Source organism: Streptomyces sp. DH12, assembly GCF_020873895.1.
In the GTDB taxonomy this organism is placed as follows: Bacteria; Actinomycetota; Actinomycetes; order Streptomycetales; family Streptomycetaceae; genus Streptomyces.
This window is the reverse complement of the sequence record NZ_JAHWGT010000020.1, coordinates 43,210-64,681: the sequence shown is the minus strand read 5'-3', so window position 1 is coordinate 64,681 and position 21,472 is coordinate 43,210. Positions and strand designations below refer to the sequence as shown.

The following is a 21,472-nucleotide window of genomic DNA, read 5'->3' as shown; positions in this document are numbered from 1 at the left end:
AAGAGGGTGGCCGGACACACGGCGGCGCCGCCCCGGGAGGGTTCCCGGGGCGGCGCCGCCGCGTGGGGGAGGAGCCGGGCGCGGTCGTCAGTCGTTGACGCAGACGTTGCCGAAGGTCGGGTTCAGCAGGCCGATGATGTCGATGGTGTTGCCGCACAGGTTGATCGGGACGTGGATCGGCACCTGGACGATGTTGCCCGAGATGACGCCGGGGGAGCCCACGGCCGCGCCGTGCGCGTCGGCGTCGGCGTTCGCGACGCCGGCGGCGCCCGCCACGGACGCGGCTACGGCGGAGGTCAGGACGGCAGCCTTCGCGATACGGGACATGGTGGAGAACTCCTAGGTTTCGGGTGAGGCGGTGCGGCCGACGCGGCCGGCTGCATCAACAACGCGTGAGCGCTCCGGCGGTTTCGCCACCGAACGGGTGACGTCACGGGCCGGCGGGCGCCGACGGGTACCGCCGGGTGGCGGTGCGGCCGGCGGTGGAGGGCGCGGCTGCCGGTTCCGCCGGTCGGCCGAGTCGGGGCCGTCGCGGAGTGCCGTGGGGCGCCGTGTCGTGCCGCGGGGTGAGCGGAACGGGGGTGAACGTGTCAGATAAACGGTCGTGTTGCTCCCCGTATGTTCTCAATGCTTCGTGTTTTGCTCATGGGGTTATAACGTGCGTGCTGTTGCGTCGATCCATCCCGGTGGGATCCGTTTCCTCACTCCTCAATGCGGAGAACCCCTATGCGGAATCCAGTGGTGCCCGCCGTGCGGCGCGGGCTGATCTGCGTTCTTTCCTGCGCCGCCCTGTCGGCCGTCCTGCCCGCCGCGGCCGCGCCCCGCGTGAAGGAGCAGCCGCGCATCGCTTTCTCGCAGCGGTACCACGCCGTCCAGCACGGCGGCCTGGCGCGCGCCGCGAATTCGGCGATCACCTGCCGGGAATCCGCCGCGAAGGACTCCACCGCGGACGCGGCCTGTCTTTCCGCGCGCGACGGCAAGGGCCTCGCCGCGAACCACGACCACGACATGTTCTACACGGACGTGGACGACGACCCGAACACCTTCAACTCCAGCCGCGCCGAGCTCGTCCTGCCGAAGGACGCGCAGGTCACGTACGCCCGGCTGTACTGGGGCGGCAATCTCCGCGTGGGCGAGCAGAAGCCGCCGAAGGACAACGGGCGGGTCCTCGTCGCGGAACCCGGCGGCGCCTACAAGGACGTTCTCGCCGATTCCGTCATCGGCCACCGCACTGCCGACGGCGCCGACGCCTTCCAGGCCACCGCGGACCTCACGGAACTCGTCAGGAACTCCGGTCCGGGCATGTACACCGTCGCCCAGATCAACGTCGCCATGGGCCGTTCGGGAGTGGGCGCCTGGGGAGGTTGGACGCTCGTCGTGGCGTACGCGAAGAAAGGCGCCCCGTTGCGCCACCTCGCCCTTTGGGACGGATTCGAGACCCTCACGAGGGATCGGCGTTCGGTGAACGTGGAACTCGGCCGGATGAGCATTCCCGTGGGTGGTTCGGGGCGCCTCGGGATCGTCGCCTATGACGGTGACCGGGGTATGGCGGGCGATTCCCTCGCCTTCTCGCCGCGTACCGGCCGCCCGGTGGCGCTGCACGATTCCGCGAACGCCCGGGACGACGTCCTGAACTCCACCGTCACGGACTCCGGCGCCGAGCGGATCCGCCGCGAGCCCGCCCACCGCAACACCCTCGGCTACGACTCCGACGTCCTCGACCTCGACGCGGCGCTCGTCGGCGGCGCCGACGACGTCTCCGTGCGGGTCGGCACGGCCGGCGACTACGTGTGGCTCGGCGCGCTGTCCCTGGAGGCCGACGCCCGCGGCTGACCGCCCACCCCGCCACCGCTGCTCAGAAAGGGGCCAGCGTGCGTCCTCCCCTCACCGCACTGCACGTCGTCCAGCCCGGGGACGGCGGGGTCGCCCGGGTCGTCGCCGACGTGGTCGGCGCCCACGTGGCGCAGGGCATGCGCGTCGCCGTCGCCTGCCCGCCCGGCACCCCCCTCGCCGCCGCCGTCCTCGCGCACGGCGCCGAGCTCCACGCCTGGCCCGCCACCCGCGAACCGGGGCGGCGGGTCCTCGCGGAGAGCCGCGGCGTCGCCGAACTCGTCGACCTGGTACGTCCCCACCTCGTCCACGCGCACAGCGCCAAGGCCGGGCTTGCCGCCCGTATCGCCGTACGCGGCCACGTGCCCACCGTCTACCAGCCGCACGCCTGGTCCTTCGAGGCGGTCGACGGGGCGACCGCCGCGCTGGCCCGGCGCTGGGAGCGGTGGGCGGCCCGCTGGACCGACCGCGTCATCTGCGTCAGCGAGGCCGAACGCCGCCGCGGCGAGCGCGCCGGGGTGCGCGCCGCCTGGACGGTCGTGCACAACGGCGTGGACACCACCCGGTTCGGCCCCTACCCGACGAGCGCCGAACGGGCCGCCGCCCGCAGGGTGCTCGTCCCGGGCACCCCGCCGGCCGCACCCGTGGTGGTGTGCGTGGGGCGGCTGTGCCGGCAGAAGGGGCAGGACGTCCTGCTGAGCGCCTGGGACGCCGTCACCGCGCGCGTACCGGGCGCCCGGCTGGTCCTCGTCGGCGACGGCCCCGCCGCCGGGGCCCTGCGCGCCGCGGCGCCACCGTCCGTCGTCCTCGCCGGGGCGGTGGCGGACGTCCGCCCCTGGTACCGGGCCGCCGACCTCGTCGTCCTGCCGTCCCGCTGGGAGGGCATGGCGCTCGCCCCGCTGGAGGCCATGGCGTCCGGCCGGCCGGTCCTCCTCGCCGACGTCGACGGCGCCCGCGAGAGCCTCCCGCCCGGCCAGGACGCGCACTGCCTCGTCCCGCCCGGCGACGCGGAGGCGCTGGCCGCGGCGCTCGTCCGGCTGCTCCAGCGGCCGATCCTCCGGCAGACCCTGGGCCGCCAGGCGCACCAGCACGTCCTGACCCGCTTCGACGTGCGCCGGGCGGGTGCCGCCATCGCCGACGTGTACCGCGAGGTGGCCGTCGCCCCGCGCCACCGCGAGCTCAGAGAGCCGATCCCCCAGTGACCACGGAAAGCACCAGCACCTCCGGTGCCCACACCACCCGGGCCGCCCGTCCCGCCGGCGGGGGCCTCGCCCTCGCTCCGCAGCGCGGCGCCCGTGGGCGGACGGCCGCGCCGCGGCCCCGCCAGGCACCCCAGGCGCCGTTCGTCGCCGCGCTCGTGGCCGTGGAGTGCGCCGCCGTGCTGCCCGCGGCGGCCGTCCTCACCCCCGGGCAGCGGTCCGCCGCGCTGCTGCTCCAGCTCACCGCGTGCGTCGTCGCCCTGCACGCGCGGGCGGGGCTGTACCGGCCGACCGCGCTGGGCGCCGTACGCGCCGGACGGTACGCCGGCCTCCTCGACGAACTCCCCGTGCTCGCCGGGCGGCTGGCCGCCGTCTGGTGCGCGGCGGCCGCCCTGCTCGCCGCCCGGTCACCGGAGCAGGCCCTCGGTCCCGGCACGCTGGCCGGCGCGTACGCCCTGCACCTGGCGGCGGTCTGCGCCGGCCGGGCGGCCGTCCACCACCGGCGCCGCCGCGTCGCCCGCGACCAGCCGCGCGCCGCGCTCGTCGTGGGCGCGCCGCCGGCCGCGCAGCGCCTCGCCGCCCTGCTGCTCCAGCACCCCGACCACGGCGTCCGCCCGGTGGGCCTCGTCGCCGCCCCGCAGGACATCCCGCAGCCGGCGGGCGCCGGGCCGTCGCCCGGTCCGGCGCTGCCGCTGCTGGTATCCCCGGAGGACGTCCAGCGGGCCGTCATCCAAAACGGCGTCCAGGACGTCCTGTTCGTGACCGCCGACGAGGGCGCCCCCCGCGCGGAGCAGCTGGCCCTGATGCACCGGCACGGGTGCGCCACCTGGCTCGTCGGGCCCCCCGCGCGCGTGGGGGCCCGGCCCGCCGGGGCCGTACCCGAGCCCATGGGGCGACACCTGTGGGGGTACGCCTTCCACCTCCTCCAGGGCCCCGGGCCGCGCCCGGGGCGGGCCGCCAAGCGGGCCCTTGACGTGGCGGGCGCCGGGCTGCTGCTGCTGGCCGCCGCCCCCGTGCTGCTGCTGTGCGCCGTCGCCGTACGCCTCGCCGACGGGCCCGGGGTCCTCTTCCGGCAGGAGCGCGTGGGCGAGGGCGGCCGGCTCTTCACGCTGCTGAAGTTCCGCACGCTGCGCCCCGCGGACGAGCGGGAGGCCGCCACCCGCTGGAGCGTCGCCCACGACGAACGGCTCGGCACCGTCGGCTCGTTCCTCCGCCGCACCTCGCTCGACGAGCTGCCGCAGCTGTGGAACGTGCTGCGGGGCGACATGAGCCTGGTCGGGCCGCGCCCCGAACGCCCCTACTTCGTCGAGCGGTTCAGCCGCCTCCACGGCGACTACGCCGCCCGCCACCGCATGCCGGCCGGCCTCACCGGGCTCGCCCAGGTGCACGGGCTGCGCGGCGACACCTCCATCGAGGACCGGTGCCGCTTCGACAACCACTACATCGACCACTGGTCGCTCGGGCAGGACGTGCGCATCCTCCTGCGTACCGCCGCCACGCTGATCCGCCCGGCGGGCAGCTGATGGCCGCGCCCGCCGGCCCCGCCACCCTCGCCGCGCCCGCCCCGGACGCGCCCGCCGCCGTTCCGGACGGATCCGGGTCCGCCCCTGACCGGCCCGGCGCCGGGCCGCCCGAGGGGGCGCGGGGCGGGGGGCGCGGCCGGGTGCCGTGGGCCCGTGCCGGGGGCCCGGGACGACTCGACCGGCTGGGCCCGGACCGGCTGGTGCGCGCCGTCCGTACGGCGCCGCGCGGCGGGCGGGCGCACCTGCTGCCCCTGCTGGCGGTCGTCGCCCTGCTCGCCGCCCCGACCGGAGCGGACGGCTCCGGCCCGGGCGGCGCCACCCTCGCCGACGCGGCCTCCGGCGTCCTCGCCGTGTGGTGCGCGGTGCGCCTGACCCGCGCGCGCGTACGGCCCCTGACGCGGCTCGCCGCCGTCGTGCTCGGCCTGCCCGCCGTCGGGATCTGCGCCGCCGCCGTCGCCTCCCACGACCCGGCGGCCGGCCTGCCCGGCGTCGTCCGCCACCTCCAGGTCCTCGTCCTCGTCCCCGCCGCCGTGGTGCTGACCCTCCGCGACCGGCGGGACCTCGTCACCGTCGCCCGGGCCCTCGTCGGCCTCGCCCTCGTCCAGGGCGCCATCGGCGTCGTGCAGTACGCCACCGGGACGGGCGCCTCGTACATGGGCGAGGACGTGCGGGCCGTCGGGACCTTCGGCGCGAGCGACGTGATGGGCATGGCGACCGTCGTCTCGTACGGCATCGTCGCGGCCGTCGGCCTCGCGCTCGGCGGGCCCAGGGGCCGCGCCCGGGTCGCCGCCCTGGTCTGCGCCGCCCTCCTCGCCGTGCCGCTCGTGCTGTCGTTCAGCCGCGGCGCGTGGATCGCGACCGTCCTCGTCTGCGGGGCGCAGCTCGCGCTGACCGGGGCGCGGCGGGCGCTGGGGGCGGCCCTCGTGGCGGGGGCGCTCGGCGTGGTCCTCGTCGGCGGGCTCGGCGTCGGCTCCGCCATGGTCCAGGAGCGGGTCGCCAGCATCACGCAGGTCACCGCAGCGCCCGACCGGTCGGTCACCGACCGGTACACCCTGTGGGCCGCGGCAGCCGGGATGTGGCGGGAACGGCCCCTCACCGGGGTCGGCCTCAAGGGCTTCCCGAGCCACCGGGACGCCCACGCCTCCCTCGCCCTGTCGTCCGGCAGCGACACCGCCGGCGCCGGCGCCGGCTTCCGGCGGCAGCCGCTGCTCTCCCCGCACAACATGTACCTGCTGGTCCTCGGCGAACAGGGCCTGCTGGGCCTCCTCGCCGTCGCGGGCGGCTGGCTCGCCCTCCTGGTGTGCGCCTGCCGCCGCCTGCCCGCCGCCCGCCGCACGGGACGCCACCTGGACTGCGCGCTCGTCGCCACGGGGCTCCTCGGCTGGCAGCTCGTCGACTTCCTGTACGCCGACATCGGGGGCCCGTCGACCGTCCTGACCGCCGTCGTCCTGGGCGTGGCCGCCTGGTGGGCGCTGGCGGGGCCGGACGCGCCGCCGGAGGGCGCCCGTGGCTAGCTTCGCGGGGCCGGGCCGCCCCGCCGAACCGTCCGCCGGGCAGGCCGCGACCGTGGTGGCCGGTGCGCCTTCGGTGGCCGGTGCGGCGTCCGCGTCCGGGGCGGTTGGCGGCTCCGGGGCGGCTGGTGGCCCGGGTAGGGCCGGTGGCGCCGGCGCGGCCGGTCCGGCCGGGGGGTCCGAGGGGCCCGAGGGTTCCGGTGCGCCCGGGGGGCGGCGGGGCGGGGCGGCGTGGGCGCCGACCGGCCGGTTCCTCGCCCGCGCCGCGCTCCTCACCGCCGGACTCACCGCGGCCGGGGCGCTGCTCGGCCTCGTACGCGACCAGTTGCTCGCCCACGCCTTCGGCGCGGGGCCCGACACCGACGCGTTCCTGATCGCGTGGACGGTCCCGGAGTTCGCCGCGACGCTCCTCATCGAGGACGCCATGGCGCTGCTCCTGGTACCGGCGTTCAGCCGCGCCCTCGCCCGGCGGGCCGCCGCCCCCGGCCCCGACCCGGTGCTGGACCTGGTCCGCGCGACGCTCCCCGGGACGGCCCTGGCCGCCGCCGCGGGGGCCGCGCTGGTCGCCGCCGCGGCGCCCCTGCTCGTACCGCTGCTGGCGCCCGGCCTGCCGGAGCAGCGGCTCGCGGTCGACTGCACCCGGCTCACGGCCACCTGCGTCCTGTCGTTCGCGCTCGCCGGGTACGTCAGCGCCGCCCTGCGGGCGCACGGCCGGTTCCTCGCCCCCGCCGCGATCTACGTCGTCCACAACACCGGCATCATCGCCGCCGTGCTGCTGCTCGGCCCCGCCCTCGGCGTACGGGCGGCGGCCGTCGGGGTCGCGGCGGGCGGGGCGCTCATGGCGCTCGTCCAGGCGCCCGCGCTGGTCCGGCGCCTGCGGGCGGGCCGTACCGGCGGCCGCGCAGGCGCCGCGGGAGCGGTACGCACGGGTCCCGCAGGCGCCGCGGGGCCGGTACGCACCGGCGGCCCCGTGCGGCGGGTACGGGCGGCAGGGCGGGCGGTGGCGCGGGCGCTGCGCCGGGCGACGGCGGGCGTACGGCCGCGGGGCGGCGCCGCGCGCGGGGACGGGGCGGCGCGCGGGGGCGGGGCGGCCGCGGGGGTGGCGCTCGCGCTGGTCCTGCCGGTCGTCGTCTTCGCCGTCAGCCGCCAGTGCCAGGTCCTCGTCGAACGCTTCCTCGCCGCGCCGCTGCCCGCCGGCGCGATCTCGCACCTCAACTACGCCCAGAAGGTCGCCCAGCTGCCGATGGTGCTGTCGCTGATGCTGTGCACGGTCAGCTTCCCCGTCGTCGCCCGCGCCATGGCCGCCGGGGACGGCGCCACCGCCCGGCGCCGGGCCGAACGCGACCTGCTGCTGGCGGGCGCCCTCGTCCTGGCCGGCGCCGCGACCGTCGCCGCCGCCGCCCCGCAGATCGTCCAGATGCTGTTCCAGCGCGGCGCGTTCGACGCGGCCGACACCGCCGCGACCGCCGCCGTCATGCGCGTGTACGCACTCGGCCTGCTCGGCCACACCCTCGTCGGCGCCCTGGTCCGCTGCTACTTCGCCGCGTCCCGGCCCCTGTGGTTCCCGGCCGGCGCCATGCTCCTCGGCATCGCCGCCAACACCGCCCTCGGCGCCCTGTGGGCCGACCGCTGGGGCGCCCCCGGCATCGCCCTGGCCAACGCCGCGGGCATCACCCTCACCGCCGCGCTCCTCCTCGCCGGGGCGAGCCGCCGGAACGTACCGCTCCGCGCCGCGGGCCTCGCCGGCGGCCTCGCCCGCCTGACGGCCGCGGCCGCCGTCGCCGCGCTCGCCGCCCGGCTCTGCGCCTCCTGGCCCGGCTCCCCCCTCGCCGGCGCGGCCCTCGCGGCCGCCGCCGTCCTCACCGTCTTCCCCGCCGCCGCCCACGCGTTGCGCGCGCCGCTCGTGCCCGGACTGGCGCGCGCCGCGCTGTGCGCCCCCTTCCGGCGCGGCACCGCACCGCGCAGCCCCCTCACGCGAAGGCAGCACCATGTTCCGTCGGACCCCGCCCCCCTGGATCGCGATGTACCACTCGGTCGACGACGACCGGGATGACCCGTACCGCGTCACCGTCACCCCCGCCCGGCTCGACGCCCAACTGCGCTGGCTGCGCGCCCGCGGGCTGCGCGGGGTCGCCGTGCGCGAGCTCCTCGCGGCCACGGCCCGCGGCACGGCGGCCGGACTGGTCGGACTGACCTTCGACGACGGGTACGCCGACTTCCTGCACGCGGCCGTCCCGCTGCTGCGCCGCCACGGCTGCACCGCCACCGTCTTCGCCCTCCCCGGCCGCCTCGGCGGGGACAACGCGTGGGACGAGCGGGGGCCGCGCAAACCGCTCCTCACCGCCGACGGGCTGCGCCGCTGCGCCGACGCCGGGATGGAGGTCGCCTCCCACGGGCTGTGGCACGTCTCCCTGCCCTCGCTCGACGACGCGGCCCTGCGCGAGGAGCTGCACGGCAGCCGGGAGCTGCTCCGGGTGTTCACCGGCGAGGCACCGGCGGGCTTCTGCTACCCGTACGGGCACGTCGACGCGCGCGTCGCCGCCGCCGCGCGGGACACGGGCTACGCGTACGCCTGCGCCATCGACCCGGGCGCCCTGAGCGGCCCCCACGCCCTGCCGCGCGTCCACGTAGGTCAGCGCGACACGGCACTCCGGCTGTACGCCAAGCACCGGCTGCACGCCCTGCGCCGCCGCGCCCCCGGCGGCCTCCCCGCCGCCGACCGGCCGGCGCCCGCCACCGGCCCCCGGGCCGCCGGGGCACAGGCGCCCGCCGCCGGCGGGCCGGCCACCGCGGAACCGGCCGCCACGGGGAGGCCCGTACCGGCTTCCGCCGGGCCGGAACCGGCCGCCACGGGGAGGCCCACTCCGGCCTGCGCCGCGGTGGGGCCGTCCGCAACCGGGAGGCCGGGTCCCACCGGGGAACCGGCCCCCACCGGCCCGGCCCCCGTCGACCTGCGGGCCGTACGGGCGCGTGCCTCATGAGGGTCCTGCACGTCATCACCGGGCTCGGCATCGGCGGCGCCGAGCAGCAGCTGCGGCTCCTCCTGCGCCACCTCCCCGTGCACAGCGGCGTCGTCACCCTCACCGACCCCGGCCCCGTCGCCGCGGCCCTGCGCGCCGACGGCGTCCCCGTCGTCCACCTCGGCATGCGCGGCAACCGCGACCTGTCCGCGCTGCCCCGGCTCGTGCGGCTCATCCGCCGCGGCCGCTACGACGTCGTCCACACCCACCTGTACCGGGCGTGCGTGTACGGGCGGATCGCCGCGCGCCTCGCCGGAGTGCGGAACGTCGTCGCGACCGAGCACTCGCTGGGCGCCGCGCAGATCGAGGGGCGCCCCCTCAGCCCCGGGGCCCGCGCCCTGTACCTGGCGACCGAACGGCTCGGCTCCGCCACCGTCGCCGTCTCCGACACCGTGGCCCGGCGGCTCACCGACTGGGGCGTGAAGCCGCACCGCGTCCACGTCGTCCCCAACGGCGTCGACGCCGCGGCCCTCGCCCACGACGAGCGGGCCCGCGCCACCACCCGGCGACGGCTCGGCATCCCACCGGACGCGTACGTCGTCGGCGGCGTGGGGCGGCTCGTCCCGGGCAAGCGGTTCGACGTCCTGGTCCGCGCCCTCGCCGAACTGCCGCCGGACGTGCGCCTCCTCCTCGTAGGCGACGGCGCCCAGCGGACCCGGCTGGAACGGCTGGCCGGCGCATCCGGGGTCGACGACCGGGTGGTGTGGGCGGGCGCCGTCACCCGCGACCTGCCGGCGCTGCTCTCCGCGATGGACGTCTTCGTCTCCCCCTCCGCCGACGAGGCGTTCGGCCTCGCGGTCGTCGAGGCGCTGGCCGCCGGGCTGCCCGTCCGCTACGTGGCCTGCCCCGCCCTCGACGACCTGCCGCCCGAGGAGGCGCCCGCGGCCCGCCGCATCGGCGGCACCGTCGCCGACGTGGCCGCCGCCGTGCGCGCGACCCGCACCGCCCGCGCGGCGGGCACCGCGCGCGGCCCGGTGCCCCCGGCGGCGTACCGGTACGACATCGCCCGTACCGCCCGGCAGTTGATGGCCCTCTACCGAGAAACGAGTGACCGATGACCCCGCGAACCATCCCCGGAGCGGACCGGCTCGTCCGGCTCCTCCGGCTCGCCCGCCCGACCGCCGCCCGGGCTCCGCGCCCCGGCCGCGTCTGGACCGTGCCGGCGGCGGTGCTGGCCGGCGCCGCGGCCGGCGGCGCGTACGGGCTGCTCGCCACGCCCGAGTACGCGGCCACCAGCTACGTCGTGGTCGTCCCCGAGGAGCGGTCCGACCCGGCCGCGGCGATGGGCCTGGCGCAGGCTTACGGGCGGGTCGCCACGGACATCGCCGTCGCCGGCGACGCCGCCGTGTGGGCCCGCGTGACCCCGGCCGAGCTGCGTGCGAGCGTCACCGCGGCCACCTCGCCCGACGCGCCGATGATCTCCGTCACCGCCCGGTCGGAGCGGGCCCGGACGGCCGCCGCCATGGCGGACGGCGTGGCCAGGGCGCTGGTGCAGAAGGGCGCGCACGCCCGCGCCGGTACGCACGTGAGCGTCGTCCAGTTCGCCCGCGCCACCACGCCGACCGCGCCCGTCTCACCGTCGGCGCCGCTCGCCGCCCTGGTCGGCGGGAGCGGGGGCGGGCTCCTCGGCGGGCTGGCGCTGCTGGTCCGCCCCCGCCGCGCGGCCGACGCCCGGCCGCCGGCCGAGGGCACCGCCGCCCCGGCCACCGGTACGGCCCCGGCCCCGGGCACCACCGCCGCCGCGGCCGTGCCCGGCCCCAGCTCCGGCACCGCCGCGGCCGCCGCCCCGCAGCCGGAGACCGTGTGAGTACGCCGCCGAGCACCGCCGCCGCCGAGTCCGTCGCCCGCGTGACGCCCGCCACCTCCACCGCGCCCGCCGGCCCCGCCGCGCCCGCCACCTCCACCGCGCCCGTCGGCCCCGCCGTTCCCACGGGCGTCGCCGTTCCCACGGGCGTCGCCGACGAGGCCCGTGGCGCCGCCGGGGCCGGGGCGGTGTCCTCCGGTCCGGTCGCCGTCGCGTCCACCGTCTGCCGGGAGGACGAGCACTTCGGCGCCCTCGCCGCCGACTGGGCCGACCTGTACGAGCGCTGCGCCACCGTCACCCCGTTCCAGACGCACGCCTGGCTGCACTCCTGGTGGCTGTCGTACGGCGTGCCCGGACGGCTGCGGGTCGTCCTCGTACGCCGCGTCGCCGACGGGCGGCTCGTCGCGGCGGCACCCCTGTGGCTGACGCCGGGCCGCGCGCCGACCGTGGCGTTCCTGGGCGGCGGCCTCACCGACTACGGCGACGTCCTCGTGGACGAGGGCTGCCCCGACGCGTTGCCCGCGCTGGCCGCCGCGCTCGCCGACCTCCCCGACCTGTCCCGAGGCGCCGTCGTGGACCTGCGGGAGGTGCGCCCCGGCGCAGCCGCCGAACGGCTCCCGGCCCACTGGCCGGGTCCCCGCCGGCGGCTTCCCGACTCCACGTGCCTGGAACTGCCGTGCGTGCCCGTCGACGAGCTGGTGCTCCGGCTGCCGCCCCAGCGGGCCCAGCGGGCCCGGGCGAAGCTCCGCAAGATCGACCGGGAGGGCGTCACGGCACGGCCCGTCCCCCTGGACGAGGTGCCGGACGCCCTGGACCACCTCCTGGAGCTGCACCGCCGCCAGTGGGCCGGCCGCGGTGTGACGGCCGAACACCTCACGTCCCGTTTCGGGGAGCACCTGGGGCGGGCGGTGCGCGCCATGGCGGCGACGGGGCACGCGCGCGTGACGCGGTTCCTGCTCGGTGGGGAGGTGGTCGCCGTGGACCTGACGCTGCTGTCGCCACGGCTCTCCGGGGGCTACCTGTACGGCGCCGACCCGGTGCTGCGCTCGCTCAAGGTGGACATCGCGACGCTGCTGCTGCGCAACGGCGCCCGGCTCGGCGAGGGCACCGGCCGCGCCACGCTGAGCCTGCTGCGGGGCGATGAGCCGTACAAGCACCACTGGCGCCCCGACGCCGTGCGCAACGGGCGGCTGCTGCTGGCCCGCCGCCGGGCGGCCCCGCTGCTGTGGCTGCGGGCGGCGTACGTCGGCGGCCGCAGCCGGGCCGCGGACCGGCTGCGCGACCGGGCCTGGGCGCGCGCCCTGCGGCACCGCCTCACCGCCGGCCGGACCCCGACGGCCCCGACGGCCCCTACGGATCGCACGGGTCGGGGTCGAACCACTTCCTGAGCCACCGGGGGAGCCCGCCCGTCGGACACCGCGCCTCGTCCAACCCGCCGGGCTCCCCCGGCACCTCGACCTCCGCCGACCCGGCCGTCCCATCCGACCCTGCCGGCTCCACCGGCCCTGCCGGCTCAACCGGCTCCGCGGACTCCGGGGGCTCGGCAGGCTCCGGGGGCTCCGCCGGCTCGGGCGGCTCGACGGGCTCGGCAGGCTCCTCCGGCTCGGCAGGTTCCTCCGGCTCCTCCGGGTCCCCGACCCCACCCGGCTCGGCGGGCTCCGGGGGGCGTGCCGGTACCGGCTCCAGCCCGAAGAGCGCCGCGCGGAACACCGCCGACGACTCCGGGTTCCCCGCGCACTGCCACACGCCGTGCGGGCAGTAGTCGCTGATCGAGTGGTACAGCGGTTTGTGCTCCCGGATCCATTCGAGCATCCGCCGCATGTACTCGGGATTGTCGCCGTTTCTGAACAGTCCCCACTCGGGATAGGAGATAGGCTTCCCGCGGGCCGCGGCGAATTCCACGTGGTGACGCAGCCCGTACGGTTCGTTTGCCTGCTCGTCGAAGGTCCGGCCCGGCGGCTGGTCGTAGGAGTCCATTCCCACGATGTCCACGACGTCGTCGCCCGGATAACATTCGGTCCAGGGAATGGCGTCCCGGCCCCGATTGGGCGCGAAGTCGAATCGGAATTCCTGACCGGGCACCTCACGCATGGTGGTGACGATGCGTTTCCAGTACCTCTTCCACGCGTCCGGATCCGGGCCGCACCGGTGGCTGTACGTGGTGCCGTTCATCTCCCAGCCGAGGACGATGACGGTGTCCGGCACGCCGAGCCCCACGAGCCGCTCGGCGAGCGCCCTGAAGTGGTGGTCGAACCGGCCGTCCGCGCCGTGCCGCAGCAGCCGTGCGACGACCGCGTCCGGCAGCCGGCTCTCGTTGCGCTCCAGCATCGGCACGTTGAGGACGAACAGCCGGTCCTCCCGGGCCCGCCGCCACTCGGCCCACGCGTCGAGGAAGCCGGGCCGGCCCGCGATGTTGGACCACCTGTCGCCCGGCAGGTAGGTGTGGCCGGCGCGCAGCTCGGTACCGCCCAGCCACTCCCGCAGCTCCGCCATGCGCCCCACGCCCGCGGTCCCGTAGTGCAGGTACGCGCCGAGCGCCGTCTCCCCGGTCGCCACCGGGTCGGGCCCGGCGGGGCCTTCCGCCGCTCGGGCCGGCGCGGGGAGCACGGCCGCCGGGAGCAGCAGCGCGGCGGCGCACGCCGCCAGCCAGGTGCTCGTCGTCTTTCCGTTCCGGACGGTCATCCGCACTCCTTCGCCAGGCGCCGCACTCCGTCACTCAGCCGTTCGACCCGCCATCAGGACCCAACGTAAGCGCGGCGGCCCGACCCGGAACCCGGTCCCGCCCCTCCGTACGCCATCAGTGCAACCCCTCGCCCAGACGGGGCATCGAGACGAGGACATCCCGTGCCGCTCTTCGACACCAGCGTCGCCGCCGTGCTGCTGCGGTTGGACCGGAACCCCTTCCACCACGGCACGCTCGGCGCCGCCCGCTCCCTCGGCCGGGCCGGCGTCCCGGTCCACGTGGTCGCGGGTGGCGCGGCGGGCCCGGTCGCCCGGTCGCGCCACGTACGGAGCTGCCACCCCGGCCCGCCGGTCACCGAAGCGGACGCGGGCGCGGGCGCGGGCGGGGGCGGTGGCACGGCGGCCGTGCGCGAGGCCCTGGTACGGGTCGCGGACGCGCTCGCGGGGGCACCCGCCGTCCTCCTCGCCCTCGACGAGCTGACCGCCGTCGCGCTGGACGGGCTGCGGCGCGAACCGGGCGGCCCGGCCGGACGCTTCCTGCTGCCCGCCCAGCCGCCGGGCCTGCCCGCCCTCGTCGCGGACAAGGCCCGGCTGGCGGCGGTCTGCCTGCGCCTGGGCGTCCCCCACCCGCGCACCCTGGTCCCCGCCGACGCCGACGAGGCGGCCGCCATGGCGGCCGCCCTGGGGACGCCCGTCGTCGCCAAGTGGAGCCGCCCCTGGCTGCTGCCGGCGGGCCGGGGGCTGCGCAGCACCGTCCTGGCCCGCACCCCGGGCCGGGCGCGCGAGCTGTACGCGCGGGCCGCGGAGGCCGGCAGTCCGCTCCTGCTCCAGCGGTACCTGCCGCCGAGCGGGGACGGCGACTGGTTCTTCCACGCGTACTGCGACGCCGGGGGGTCCTGCGGCGTCGCGGGGACCGGCCGGAAGGTCCGCTCCTGGCCGGGCGGCGCGGGCCTGACGGCCGTGGGGGAGTGGGCCCCGAACCCGGCCGTCGAGCACCTGGCCCGCGACCTGCTGTCCGCCCTGGGGTACCGGGGGATCGCGGACCTCGACTTCCGCCGCGACCCGGCCACCGGCCGGTACCACCTGCTGGACTTCAACCCGCGCCCCGGGGCGCAGTTCCGGCTGTTCACCGACGCGCGGGGCACCGACGTCGTCCGCGCGCTCCACCTCGACCTGACGGGGCGTCCGGTGCCCGCCCTGGCCCCCGCCCACGGCCGCCGGTACGTGGTGGAGAACCACGCCGCCCTCTCCCTCCTCGCCGCGCCCCGGCCCCGCCCGCGCGCGCACGCCGGGCCCGGCGGTGTGGAGACGGCCTGGTACGCGGCGGACGACCCCGCTCCGGCCCGCGCCATGGCCCGCGCCTGGGCCGCCCACCTGGCCCGCCGCGCCACGGCCGCCGTGTGCGGCGCGCTGCGGCACGCACTACGCCACGCACTGCGCCACGCACTGCGCCGCGCCCGGCGGTGCTCCTGGCGCGCCTGGCGCGCCGGGACCGCCCGCCGCGCCCTCGACCCGACGGCCCGCCCCACGCCCGCGACAGCCCTCTCCAGAGCCCCGCACGGGGCCGCCCCGGGCCCCTTCCCCGCACCCGCGGTGCCGCCCGAGCTGCCCCTGCCGCCCTTCCCGACCCCTTCCTCCCCCCGACGATGACGAAAGTGGTGGGACCCATGCACGACGACGACCTGGTGGTCGTGGGCGCCGGCCCGTACGGCCTCTCCGTGGCCGCCCACGCGGCCGCCCGCGGCCTGGACGTGCGCGTCTTCGGCCGCGTGATGCGCTCCTGGCACAGCATGCCCCCCGGCATGCTGCTGAAGTCGGAGCCATGGGCGTCCGACCTGTCGGACCCGGCGGGGGCCCACGGCCTCGCCGCCTACGCAGCGACCCGCCGCGTACGGGCCGAGCACGGGGTGCCCCTGCCGGTCGCCTTCTTCGCCGCGTACGGCGAGTGGTTCGCCCGCCGGGCCGTGCCCGACGTGGACCCGCGGACCGTCGTGGCGGTCCGGCCGCGCCCGCACGGCGGGTTCACCGTCACGACCGAGGACGGGCAGGAGACCGGCACCCACACGGTGGCGCTCGCGCTGGGCGGCAACCCGTTCCTCGACGTGCCGGCCGTGCTGCGCCCGCTCGCCCCGCACCTCGTGACGCACAGCAGCGACCTGCCCGACCCGGCGGGGTTCGCCGGCCGCGACGTGACGGTCGTGGGCGCCGGCCAGGCCGCCCTGGAGACCGCCGTACTGCTCACCGAGGCGGGCGCCCACGCGCGCGTGGTGGCCCGCTCCCCGCGGCTGGTCTGGAACACCGTGCCGCCGGCGCTGCGCCGCGGCGCCTGGGAGGCCGCCCGGGCCCCGCACACCGGGCTCGGCTGCGGCTGGCGCAACCTGCTGTACGCGCGTACCCCCGGCGCCTTCCGCCGGCTGCCCGGCCCGACCCGCGAGCGGCTCTTCGCCACCGCGCTCGGCCCGGCGGGCGCCTGGTGGCTGCGGCACCGCTTCGAGGCGGTGCCCGACGTACGGCTCGGCAGGTCGGTGGTGGCCGCCGACCCGACCGGCGACGGGCGCGTGCGGCTCAGCCTCGCCGGCGCCGGGCCGGACGCGCCCGTGACGGAGGTGGAAACCGACCACGTCGTCGCCGCGACCGGCTTCGCGCCCCGGCTGGACCGCCTGGACCCGCTGTGCCCCGAGGTGCGGGCGGGGCTCGGCACCGTCGGCCGGGGCGGGGCGCCGGAGGTGAGCGGGCACTTCGAGTCGTCGCACCCGGGTCTGTTCCTGGCGGGGCTCGTCACCGCCCCCGCGTACGGCCCCGCCATGCGGTTCGTCCACGGCGCCGGGTACACCGCGGAACGGCTCGTGCGGGGGGTGGAGCGGCGGCTGCGCGCCCCGCGGCCGACGGCCGTGCCGGTCGCCCGTCCCGGCCCGGCCGACGCCCCCCGGGGCGCGGGCGGCACCGTGGCGACCCCGGGCTGACCGGCCCGCCCCGGACACCGGAAAGGCCGGTCACGGAAACATGCTCCGTGACCGGCCTCCACCGCGCTGTGCCGTGTCAGCTGTTCTTGCAGACGTTGCCGAACGCGGGGTTCAGCAGCCCGATGACGTTCACGGTGTTACCGCAGATGTTGATCGGCACGTGGACCGGAATCTGGACGACGTTGCCCGAGAGGACGCCCGGGGAGCCCACGGCGGCGCCGTTGGCCTCCGCGTCTGCGGCCGCCGGAGCGGCGGCACCGACCGCCATGAACAGACCGGCAACGGCCACAGCCGCCTTCTTGCACTTCATTTCTCGGCTTCCTTTCCACAGCGGAAGTCATGCCACGTATTTCGTGACCCACGAGCCCGGAGGCTCGGCTACCGCCGCAAATCCCACAACGAATAGGCAACCGAAGAGGCATCGCTCAAACAGTTCCCGCTCCGGAATCACTCCAACGCCAAACGGCCGATACCGGACGGGAGTAGGGAACTGCTCCGGGCGTGGTGGGGGTGCGACAGGCCACGGAAGGCGGTACGGCGGGTGCGGCGAGGGGGGAGCGGCGGGGTACGGCGAGGAGGGGGCGGCGCGTACGGGGAGGGGCCGCGCCGGGGTGCTCGGCGGACCAGGTTCGGGGGCCGGGCGGATGGTGGCGGGATCAGCGCCGGGGCCACACCGGACGCCGTACCAGGACGTCCCATTCGGGGTCCCGCGCGCCGGGGACGATCCGCCCCTGCGCCCGCCACTCCCGGGCGAGCGCCGCGAAGAGGGGGACCGCGTCGGCGCCGCCGCGGTGCGGGCCGGCGGCGGTGGCGGCGGCGCGGCCGTGCCCGGCCTGCGGAGCGAGCGGCACCCGCTCCCACTTCCCGGTGCCTGAGGCCATGCCAACCCTTCCGTTCACCGCGCGTGGCGAGGCCCTCGCATCATGTCACAGCGGTCCGGCGCGCACGGGGGAGTCGCGGAACCCGGGAGCGGGGTCACGGACGGCCGGTCGAGGCGAGCCGCGGGCGGGGCCGGAGGCGGGCGGCGGGGCGGTCGCCTCGGGGGCGTCGGGGACGTCGGGGACGTCGGGGAGGCGACCGCCGTGGTGGGCGAGGCGTGCCCCCGCGCACGCGTGAGCACCGGCGGCACAGGGCCACCGGTGCTCGTGGACGACAGCGGGCGCGCGCGAGAGGGCGGTTCCCGGGCCGGAGGGGAAGGGTCCGGGAACCGCGCGGTCGCGGCGGGTCACCCGCCGGTGGTGGGGCCGCCGCTGCCGAAGCCGCCGCTGGGCGCGCCGCCCCACTTGCGGTCCTGCTCCGTCTGCGGCGAGGTGTCGGGCTCGGTGTTGCTGCGCCCGAGCTCGTAGGGCATCAGCCGGTCCTCGCTCTGCGGAACCTCGGAGGGCCTGCGGTGGCCCTCCACCTCACCCGGCAGCCCGGCGTCGGCCGGCCGCTTCGGCTGCTCGTCCGGGGTCGGGGTCCTGGGCTCCCTCGTCATGATGCGGCGCCCCAGCAGGAACGCGCCGATGAGGAAGCAGACGACGAGGATGCCTGCCACCAGAGGGCCGATCCCCACGATGTGGTCCTTCGCGGCCAATTCCGCGCCGTGCGTCAGGGAAGCGTTCATGGAATGCGGGTACCCCGGCCCCGGGGAATCAGACACCTGTGTACCCGGCCGTCCCTGCGGGTCACCGGAACGGAGCCTATCGTCATTTGTCATTTCAGCGTTTTTTCGTTGATTGAGCTCTTCGGGTGACCTCCCGCAACCTAAACGGCGCGGTGCTGTTGGGCAGAGCGACCCGGAACCGGGTCTCTCGACGAGAAGGATCACGTAATGATCAAGAAGGCTCTGGCCACGGCCGGCGTCGCCGCCGCCGTCCTCGGCGCCGGTGCGCCGATGGCCGCCGCCGTCGGCGACCACGGCGTGGACACGCAGAACGGCAACTTCGCCACCCAGACGTACGGCAACACCACCACCGGCGGGTACATGAGCCCGCAGATCGGGCTCATCCAGGGCTCGTTCAACAAGCCGTGTGTGGGTCTGCCGGTCCAGGCCGACGTCCAGAACATCGTGGCCCTGGTGAACGTCGGCGTCCAGGACATCCTCCAGGACACCCAGAACCAGCAGTGCGCGGAGAACTCCACCGCGGTCAAGGGCGACAGCGCCCTGTCGCACATCCTGGAGAACGTCCTCTCCGAGAACGGCTCCGCCTCCGTCGACTGACGACGTGCGGCGACCGGCCCGCGCGGGTGAATCGCCTGTGCGGGCCGGCCCCCCGTGGCCGCTCCGCGGCCGTTGCTCAACTTTCAACCATGTGCCCACCTTCGGGTGCGGCTGGACGACCCGGACGCCGGGTCTTTCGAGAGAAGGATCGACATGATCAAGAAGGTTCTGGCTGGCGCCGGTGTCGCAGCGGCCGTCCTGGGTGCGGGCGCGCCGATGGCCGCCGCCGTGGGCGACCACGGTGTGGACACGCAGAACGGCAACTTCTCCAAGCAGACCTACGGCAACACCGTCACCGGCGGTTACATGAGCCCGCAGGTCGGCCTCGTCCAGGGGACCCTGAACAAGCCCTGCTTCGGCATCCCGATCCAGGCCGACGTCCAGAACATCGTGGCCCTGGTCAACGTGGGCGTCCAGGACATCCTCCAGGACACCCAGAACCAGACCTGCACGGAGAACTCCACCGCGGTCAAGGGCGACGCCGCCCTGTCGCACATCCTGGAGAACGTCATCTCCGAGAACGGTGCCGCGGCGATCGACTGACGTCGTCCCCGCCATCGCGCGCATGGGCGGGCCCCGCATCCGAGACCACGGGTGCGGGGCCCGCCCACGTCCGTGCCGGCACGCCCGCCGGCCCCCTCCTCACCGAGCGTGGAACACTCCCCGCCGCCTCCTCCTCACCGGGCGTGAAACATTCCCCGGGGGCCGCCGCGTCAGTGGGATGGACGACGACGGCAGCGGTACGAGGGGGAGGGCATGGACAGGGCCCGCACGGACGAGTTCCTGCAGTTCGCCACCGGGCGGTCCGGGCACCTCTTCCGCTCGGCCTGCCTGCTCACCAGCGGCGACACCCACCTCGCCGAGGACCTGGTGCAGGAGACGCTGGGCCGGATGTACGCCCTGTGGGGGCGGACCGGTCTGCGCGGCCGGGCGGCGCGGATCGACAACCCCGCCGCGTACGCGCAGACGGTCCTGGTCCGGGCCTTCCTGAGTCACCGGCGGCGCCGGTCGGCCGCCGAGCGACCCGTCGGCGAGCTGCCCGACACCGCGCGGAGCGCCGCGCCCGGGGACGACCCGGCGCTGCGGGTCGCGCTGCTCGACGCGCTGGCCGGGCTGGCGCCGAAGGACCGGGCGGTGATCGTGCTGCGCTACTGGGAGGACCGCAGCGTCGAGGAGACCGCCGAGGCGATGCGGGTCAGCTCCGCCGCCGTGCGCACCCGCTCGGTGCGCGCACTCGCCCGGCTGCGGGAGCGGCTGGGCGGCGGCATCGCCGAGTACGCCGCGCCATGACCGCGCACCGCCCGCCGCACACTGCCCGTCGCGCACCGCGCGCCGCCCGTCGTCCGGACACGTACGCCTCATGGACGGAGTTGGTCGCAGCATGTCCGCAGAAGAACGCACATCGCGGTTCGAGGAGGACCTCGCCGTCGTCCTGCGTTGCACCGGTGACGGTTTCGCGCCGGACGGGGGGGAGGGCCTGGTGACCGGAGGGCTGAGCCGGGGCCGGCGCCGGGTGGCGCGGCGGCGCGCCGGGGCGGTCACCGGCAGCGTGCTGACGCTGGCGCTGGTCGCAGTCGGCGGCGCGTACGCGACGGGGACGCTCGACGGGCACCGGACCGGCGACGGCGCGGCCGTCGCCGCCCCGCCCGCCCCGCGGCAGTCGACCGCCCGGCCCGAGGCGTCCACCATGGCCGGCACGGTCCCCGCCGCCGACGTCCTCGCCACCTTCCGCAAGGTGCTGCCCAAGGGCGGCAAGCTGCGGGACGGGCGGTCCCGGGGCACCGCCGACGAGCTCGGCCCGATGGCCTCCGGCGTCTACGACGACGGCCGCGGCCCCGCCGCCGTCAGCATCGGCTTCTTCCGGGCCGCCCCCGGCGACGAGGGGTACTCCGAGTGCCCCGACGAAGTGTTCGTCGACTACGACGCCTGCAGCGCCGAGGGGCTGCCGGACGGGTCGCGCCTGGTGCTCTTCCAGGGGTACGAGTACCCCGACCGGCGCGAGGAGACCAAGAACTGGCGCGCCACCGTGCTCCGCGCGGACGGGCTCGTCACCGACCTCAACACGTGGAACGCGCCCGCGCAGAAGGGCGCCGACGTCTCGCGCGCCGACCCGCCGTTCAGCACCGCCCAGCTGAGGCAGATCGTCACCCACCCGGCGTGGGCGCCCGTGCTGCGCGCCATACCGCAGCCGGTCGAGGGGAAGCCGTCCACCGGGCCGTCCGGCGGCGCCTCCGACACCGGCGGCTCCCTCGACGGGGCGGCGGTGCGCCCCACCCTGCTGTCCCTGCTGCCCGACGGGCTCACCGTCACGGACGACGGGGGCGACGACGGGTTCGCGTACGCGGTCGTCGACGACGGGGCGGGCCGCGGCCTGGTCCAGGTCAACGCCCAGCTCCGCATGGGCGACGTCGCCGACCGGCTCTTCCCGGCGGGCTCCTACGAGACCCTGCCGGACGGCACCAAGGTCGCCGTGCGCCAGGGACCCGGCGAGAAGGGCGGCGAGGGCGTCGTCATGTGGACCGTCGACACGCTCCGCCCCGACGGCTACCGCGTCGTCGTCTCGGCGTTCAACGCCGGCGCCCAGCACGAGGCGGCCACCCGCGCCGAGCCCGTGCTGTCGACCGCGCAGCTCAAGGCCCTCGCCACCAGCCCGGAGTGGCTGGAGCTGCGGAAGTAGCCGGCCGGCCGTGCCGCGGGTCCCGACCCGGCCCTCCCCGGGCGGGCGGGGACCCGCGCG

19 protein-coding genes and 1 pseudogene are annotated in these 21,472 nt (G+C 77.2%); 15 read left to right on the top strand and 5 right to left on the bottom strand.

Features of this window, described 5'->3' with window-relative positions:
• Positions 1–87: 87 nt before the first annotated feature.
• On the bottom strand, positions 88–327 hold the full coding sequence (locus LPA54_RS19700) for a chaplin (protein ID WP_228979598.1): 240 nt from the start codon (positions 325–327) through the stop codon (positions 88–90).
• 399 nt (positions 328–726) lie between these two features.
• Here LPA54_RS19700 and LPA54_RS19695 point away from each other — a divergent pair, with 399 nt between their 5' ends.
• The 9 genes and pseudogenes from LPA54_RS19695 (at position 727) to LPA54_RS19655 (ending at position 12,275) form a co-directional block, all read left to right on the top strand.
• Positions 727–1,833 carry a DUF3344 domain-containing protein gene (locus LPA54_RS19695; protein ID WP_228979597.1) on the top strand — a complete coding sequence of 369 codons (1,107 nt, stop codon included), beginning with the start codon at positions 727–729 and terminating at the stop codon, positions 1,831–1,833.
• Between the two features lie 38 nt (positions 1,834–1,871).
• Complete coding sequence (locus tag LPA54_RS19690) at positions 1,872–3,032, top strand: glycosyltransferase (protein WP_228979595.1); 1,161 nt, start codon at positions 1,872–1,874, stop codon at positions 3,030–3,032.
• On the top strand, positions 3,029–4,552 hold the full coding sequence (locus LPA54_RS19685; protein ID WP_228979593.1) for an exopolysaccharide biosynthesis polyprenyl glycosylphosphotransferase: 1,524 nt from the start codon (positions 3,029–3,031) through the stop codon (positions 4,550–4,552). The genes LPA54_RS19690 and LPA54_RS19685 overlap by 4 nt, the downstream gene beginning before the upstream one ends.
• Complete coding sequence (locus tag LPA54_RS19680; protein WP_228979591.1) at positions 4,552–6,066, top strand: O-antigen ligase; 1,515 nt, start codon at positions 4,552–4,554, stop codon at positions 6,064–6,066. The genes LPA54_RS19685 and LPA54_RS19680 overlap by 1 nt, the downstream gene beginning before the upstream one ends.
• A complete protein-coding gene (locus LPA54_RS19675; protein ID WP_228979589.1) occupies positions 6,059–8,116 on the top strand; it encodes a lipid II flippase MurJ in 2,058 nt (685 codons plus the stop codon). Before LPA54_RS19680 ends, LPA54_RS19675 begins: the two co-directional genes overlap by 8 nt.
• Positions 8,052–8,771, top strand: a pseudogene (locus tag LPA54_RS19670) (polysaccharide deacetylase family protein); the annotation flags it as partial. The gene LPA54_RS19675 and the pseudogene LPA54_RS19670, both read left to right, overlap by 65 nt.
• Positions 8,772–9,040: 269 nt before the next feature.
• Complete coding sequence (locus LPA54_RS19665) at positions 9,041–10,141, top strand: glycosyltransferase (protein WP_228979587.1); 1,101 nt, start codon at positions 9,041–9,043, stop codon at positions 10,139–10,141.
• Positions 10,138–10,890 (top strand): lipopolysaccharide biosynthesis protein, encoded by a 753-nt coding sequence (locus tag LPA54_RS19660; protein WP_228979586.1) that lies wholly within the window; start codon positions 10,138–10,140, stop codon positions 10,888–10,890. The genes LPA54_RS19665 and LPA54_RS19660 overlap by 4 nt, the downstream gene beginning before the upstream one ends.
• 269 nt (positions 10,891–11,159) lie before the next feature.
• Complete coding sequence (locus LPA54_RS19655; protein ID WP_228979779.1) at positions 11,160–12,275, top strand: GNAT family N-acetyltransferase; 1,116 nt, start codon at positions 11,160–11,162, stop codon at positions 12,273–12,275.
• Here LPA54_RS19655 and LPA54_RS19650 read toward each other — a convergent pair.
• On the bottom strand, positions 12,238–13,569 hold the full coding sequence (locus tag LPA54_RS19650; RefSeq protein ID WP_228979584.1) for a glycoside hydrolase family 26 protein: 1,332 nt from the start codon (positions 13,567–13,569) through the stop codon (positions 12,238–12,240). The two genes, LPA54_RS19655 and LPA54_RS19650, sit on opposite strands and share 38 nt — an antisense overlap.
• Positions 13,570–13,731: 162 nt before the next feature.
• Here LPA54_RS19650 and LPA54_RS19645 point away from each other — a divergent pair, with 162 nt between their 5' ends.
• Positions 13,732–15,219: an ATP-grasp domain-containing protein gene (locus LPA54_RS19645; RefSeq protein WP_228979582.1), complete on the top strand. Its 1,488-nt coding sequence runs from the start codon at positions 13,732–13,734 to the stop codon at positions 15,217–15,219.
• A 17-nt stretch (positions 15,220–15,236) separates the two neighbouring features.
• The gene (locus LPA54_RS19640; protein ID WP_228979580.1) at positions 15,237–16,532 is read left to right on the top strand and encodes an FAD-dependent oxidoreductase; all 1,296 of its coding nucleotides are present in this window, start codon (positions 15,237–15,239) and stop codon (positions 16,530–16,532) included.
• A 76-nt stretch (positions 16,533–16,608) separates the two neighbouring features.
• Here the strand turns inward: LPA54_RS19640 and LPA54_RS19635 are convergent, their stop codons facing one another.
• The 3 genes from LPA54_RS19635 to LPA54_RS19625 form a co-directional block, all read right to left on the bottom strand.
• Positions 16,609–16,842, bottom strand: coding sequence for a chaplin (locus LPA54_RS19635; protein ID WP_228979578.1), 234 nt, complete (start codon positions 16,840–16,842; stop codon positions 16,609–16,611).
• 346 nt (positions 16,843–17,188) lie between these two features.
• Positions 17,189–17,413, bottom strand: coding sequence for a hypothetical protein (locus LPA54_RS19630; RefSeq protein ID WP_228979576.1), 225 nt, complete (start codon positions 17,411–17,413; stop codon positions 17,189–17,191).
• Positions 17,414–17,757: 344 nt separating this feature from the next.
• The gene (locus LPA54_RS19625) at positions 17,758–18,138 is read right to left on the bottom strand and encodes a DUF6479 family protein (protein ID WP_228979574.1); all 381 of its coding nucleotides are present in this window, start codon (positions 18,136–18,138) and stop codon (positions 17,758–17,760) included.
• Between the two features lie 207 nt (positions 18,139–18,345).
• On the opposite strand from LPA54_RS19625, the gene LPA54_RS19620 reads away from it, so the two are divergent.
• The 4 genes from LPA54_RS19620 (at position 18,346) to LPA54_RS19605 (ending at position 21,412) form a co-directional block, all read left to right on the top strand.
• Positions 18,346–18,735 carry a rodlin gene (locus LPA54_RS19620; protein ID WP_228979572.1) on the top strand — a complete coding sequence of 130 codons (390 nt, stop codon included), beginning with the start codon at positions 18,346–18,348 and terminating at the stop codon, positions 18,733–18,735.
• A 153-nt stretch (positions 18,736–18,888) separates the two neighbouring features.
• The gene (locus LPA54_RS19615; RefSeq protein ID WP_228979571.1) at positions 18,889–19,278 is read left to right on the top strand and encodes a rodlin; all 390 of its coding nucleotides are present in this window, start codon (positions 18,889–18,891) and stop codon (positions 19,276–19,278) included.
• Between the two features lie 213 nt (positions 19,279–19,491).
• The gene (locus LPA54_RS19610; RefSeq protein WP_228979570.1) at positions 19,492–20,025 is read left to right on the top strand and encodes a SigE family RNA polymerase sigma factor; all 534 of its coding nucleotides are present in this window, start codon (positions 19,492–19,494) and stop codon (positions 20,023–20,025) included.
• A 91-nt stretch (positions 20,026–20,116) separates the two neighbouring features.
• Positions 20,117–21,412 (top strand): hypothetical protein, encoded by a 1,296-nt coding sequence (locus LPA54_RS19605; RefSeq protein ID WP_228979569.1) that lies wholly within the window; start codon positions 20,117–20,119, stop codon positions 21,410–21,412.
• Positions 21,413–21,472: the final 60 nt, after the last annotated feature.

Coding starts and splice junctions, on each gene's coding strand:
- LPA54_RS19700 (WP_228979598.1), bottom strand. CDS start 327: ATGTCCCGTATCGCGAAGGCTGCCGTCCTGACCTCCGCCGTAGCCGCG.
- LPA54_RS19695 (WP_228979597.1), top strand. CDS start 727: ATGCGGAATCCAGTGGTGCCCGCCGTGCGGCGCGGGCTGATCTGCGTT.
- LPA54_RS19680 (WP_228979591.1), top strand. CDS start 4,552: ATGGCCGCGCCCGCCGGCCCCGCCACCCTCGCCGCGCCCGCCCCGGAC.
- LPA54_RS19665 (WP_228979587.1), top strand. CDS start 9,041: ATGAGGGTCCTGCACGTCATCACCGGGCTCGGCATCGGCGGCGCCGAG.
- LPA54_RS19660 (WP_228979586.1), top strand. CDS start 10,138: ATGACCCCGCGAACCATCCCCGGAGCGGACCGGCTCGTCCGGCTCCTC.
- LPA54_RS19650 (WP_228979584.1), bottom strand. CDS start 13,569: ATGACCGTCCGGAACGGAAAGACGACGAGCACCTGGCTGGCGGCGTGC.
- LPA54_RS19640 (WP_228979580.1), top strand. CDS start 15,237: ATGCACGACGACGACCTGGTGGTCGTGGGCGCCGGCCCGTACGGCCTC.
- LPA54_RS19635 (WP_228979578.1), bottom strand. CDS start 16,842: ATGAAGTGCAAGAAGGCGGCTGTGGCCGTTGCCGGTCTGTTCATGGCG.
- LPA54_RS19630 (WP_228979576.1), bottom strand. CDS start 17,413: ATGGCCTCAGGCACCGGGAAGTGGGAGCGGGTGCCGCTCGCTCCGCAG.
- LPA54_RS19625 (WP_228979574.1), bottom strand. CDS start 18,138: ATGAACGCTTCCCTGACGCACGGCGCGGAATTGGCCGCGAAGGACCAC.
- LPA54_RS19620 (WP_228979572.1), top strand. CDS start 18,346: ATGATCAAGAAGGCTCTGGCCACGGCCGGCGTCGCCGCCGCCGTCCTC.
- LPA54_RS19615 (WP_228979571.1), top strand. CDS start 18,889: ATGATCAAGAAGGTTCTGGCTGGCGCCGGTGTCGCAGCGGCCGTCCTG.
- LPA54_RS19610 (WP_228979570.1), top strand. CDS start 19,492: ATGGACAGGGCCCGCACGGACGAGTTCCTGCAGTTCGCCACCGGGCGG.
- LPA54_RS19605 (WP_228979569.1), top strand. CDS start 20,117: ATGTCCGCAGAAGAACGCACATCGCGGTTCGAGGAGGACCTCGCCGTC.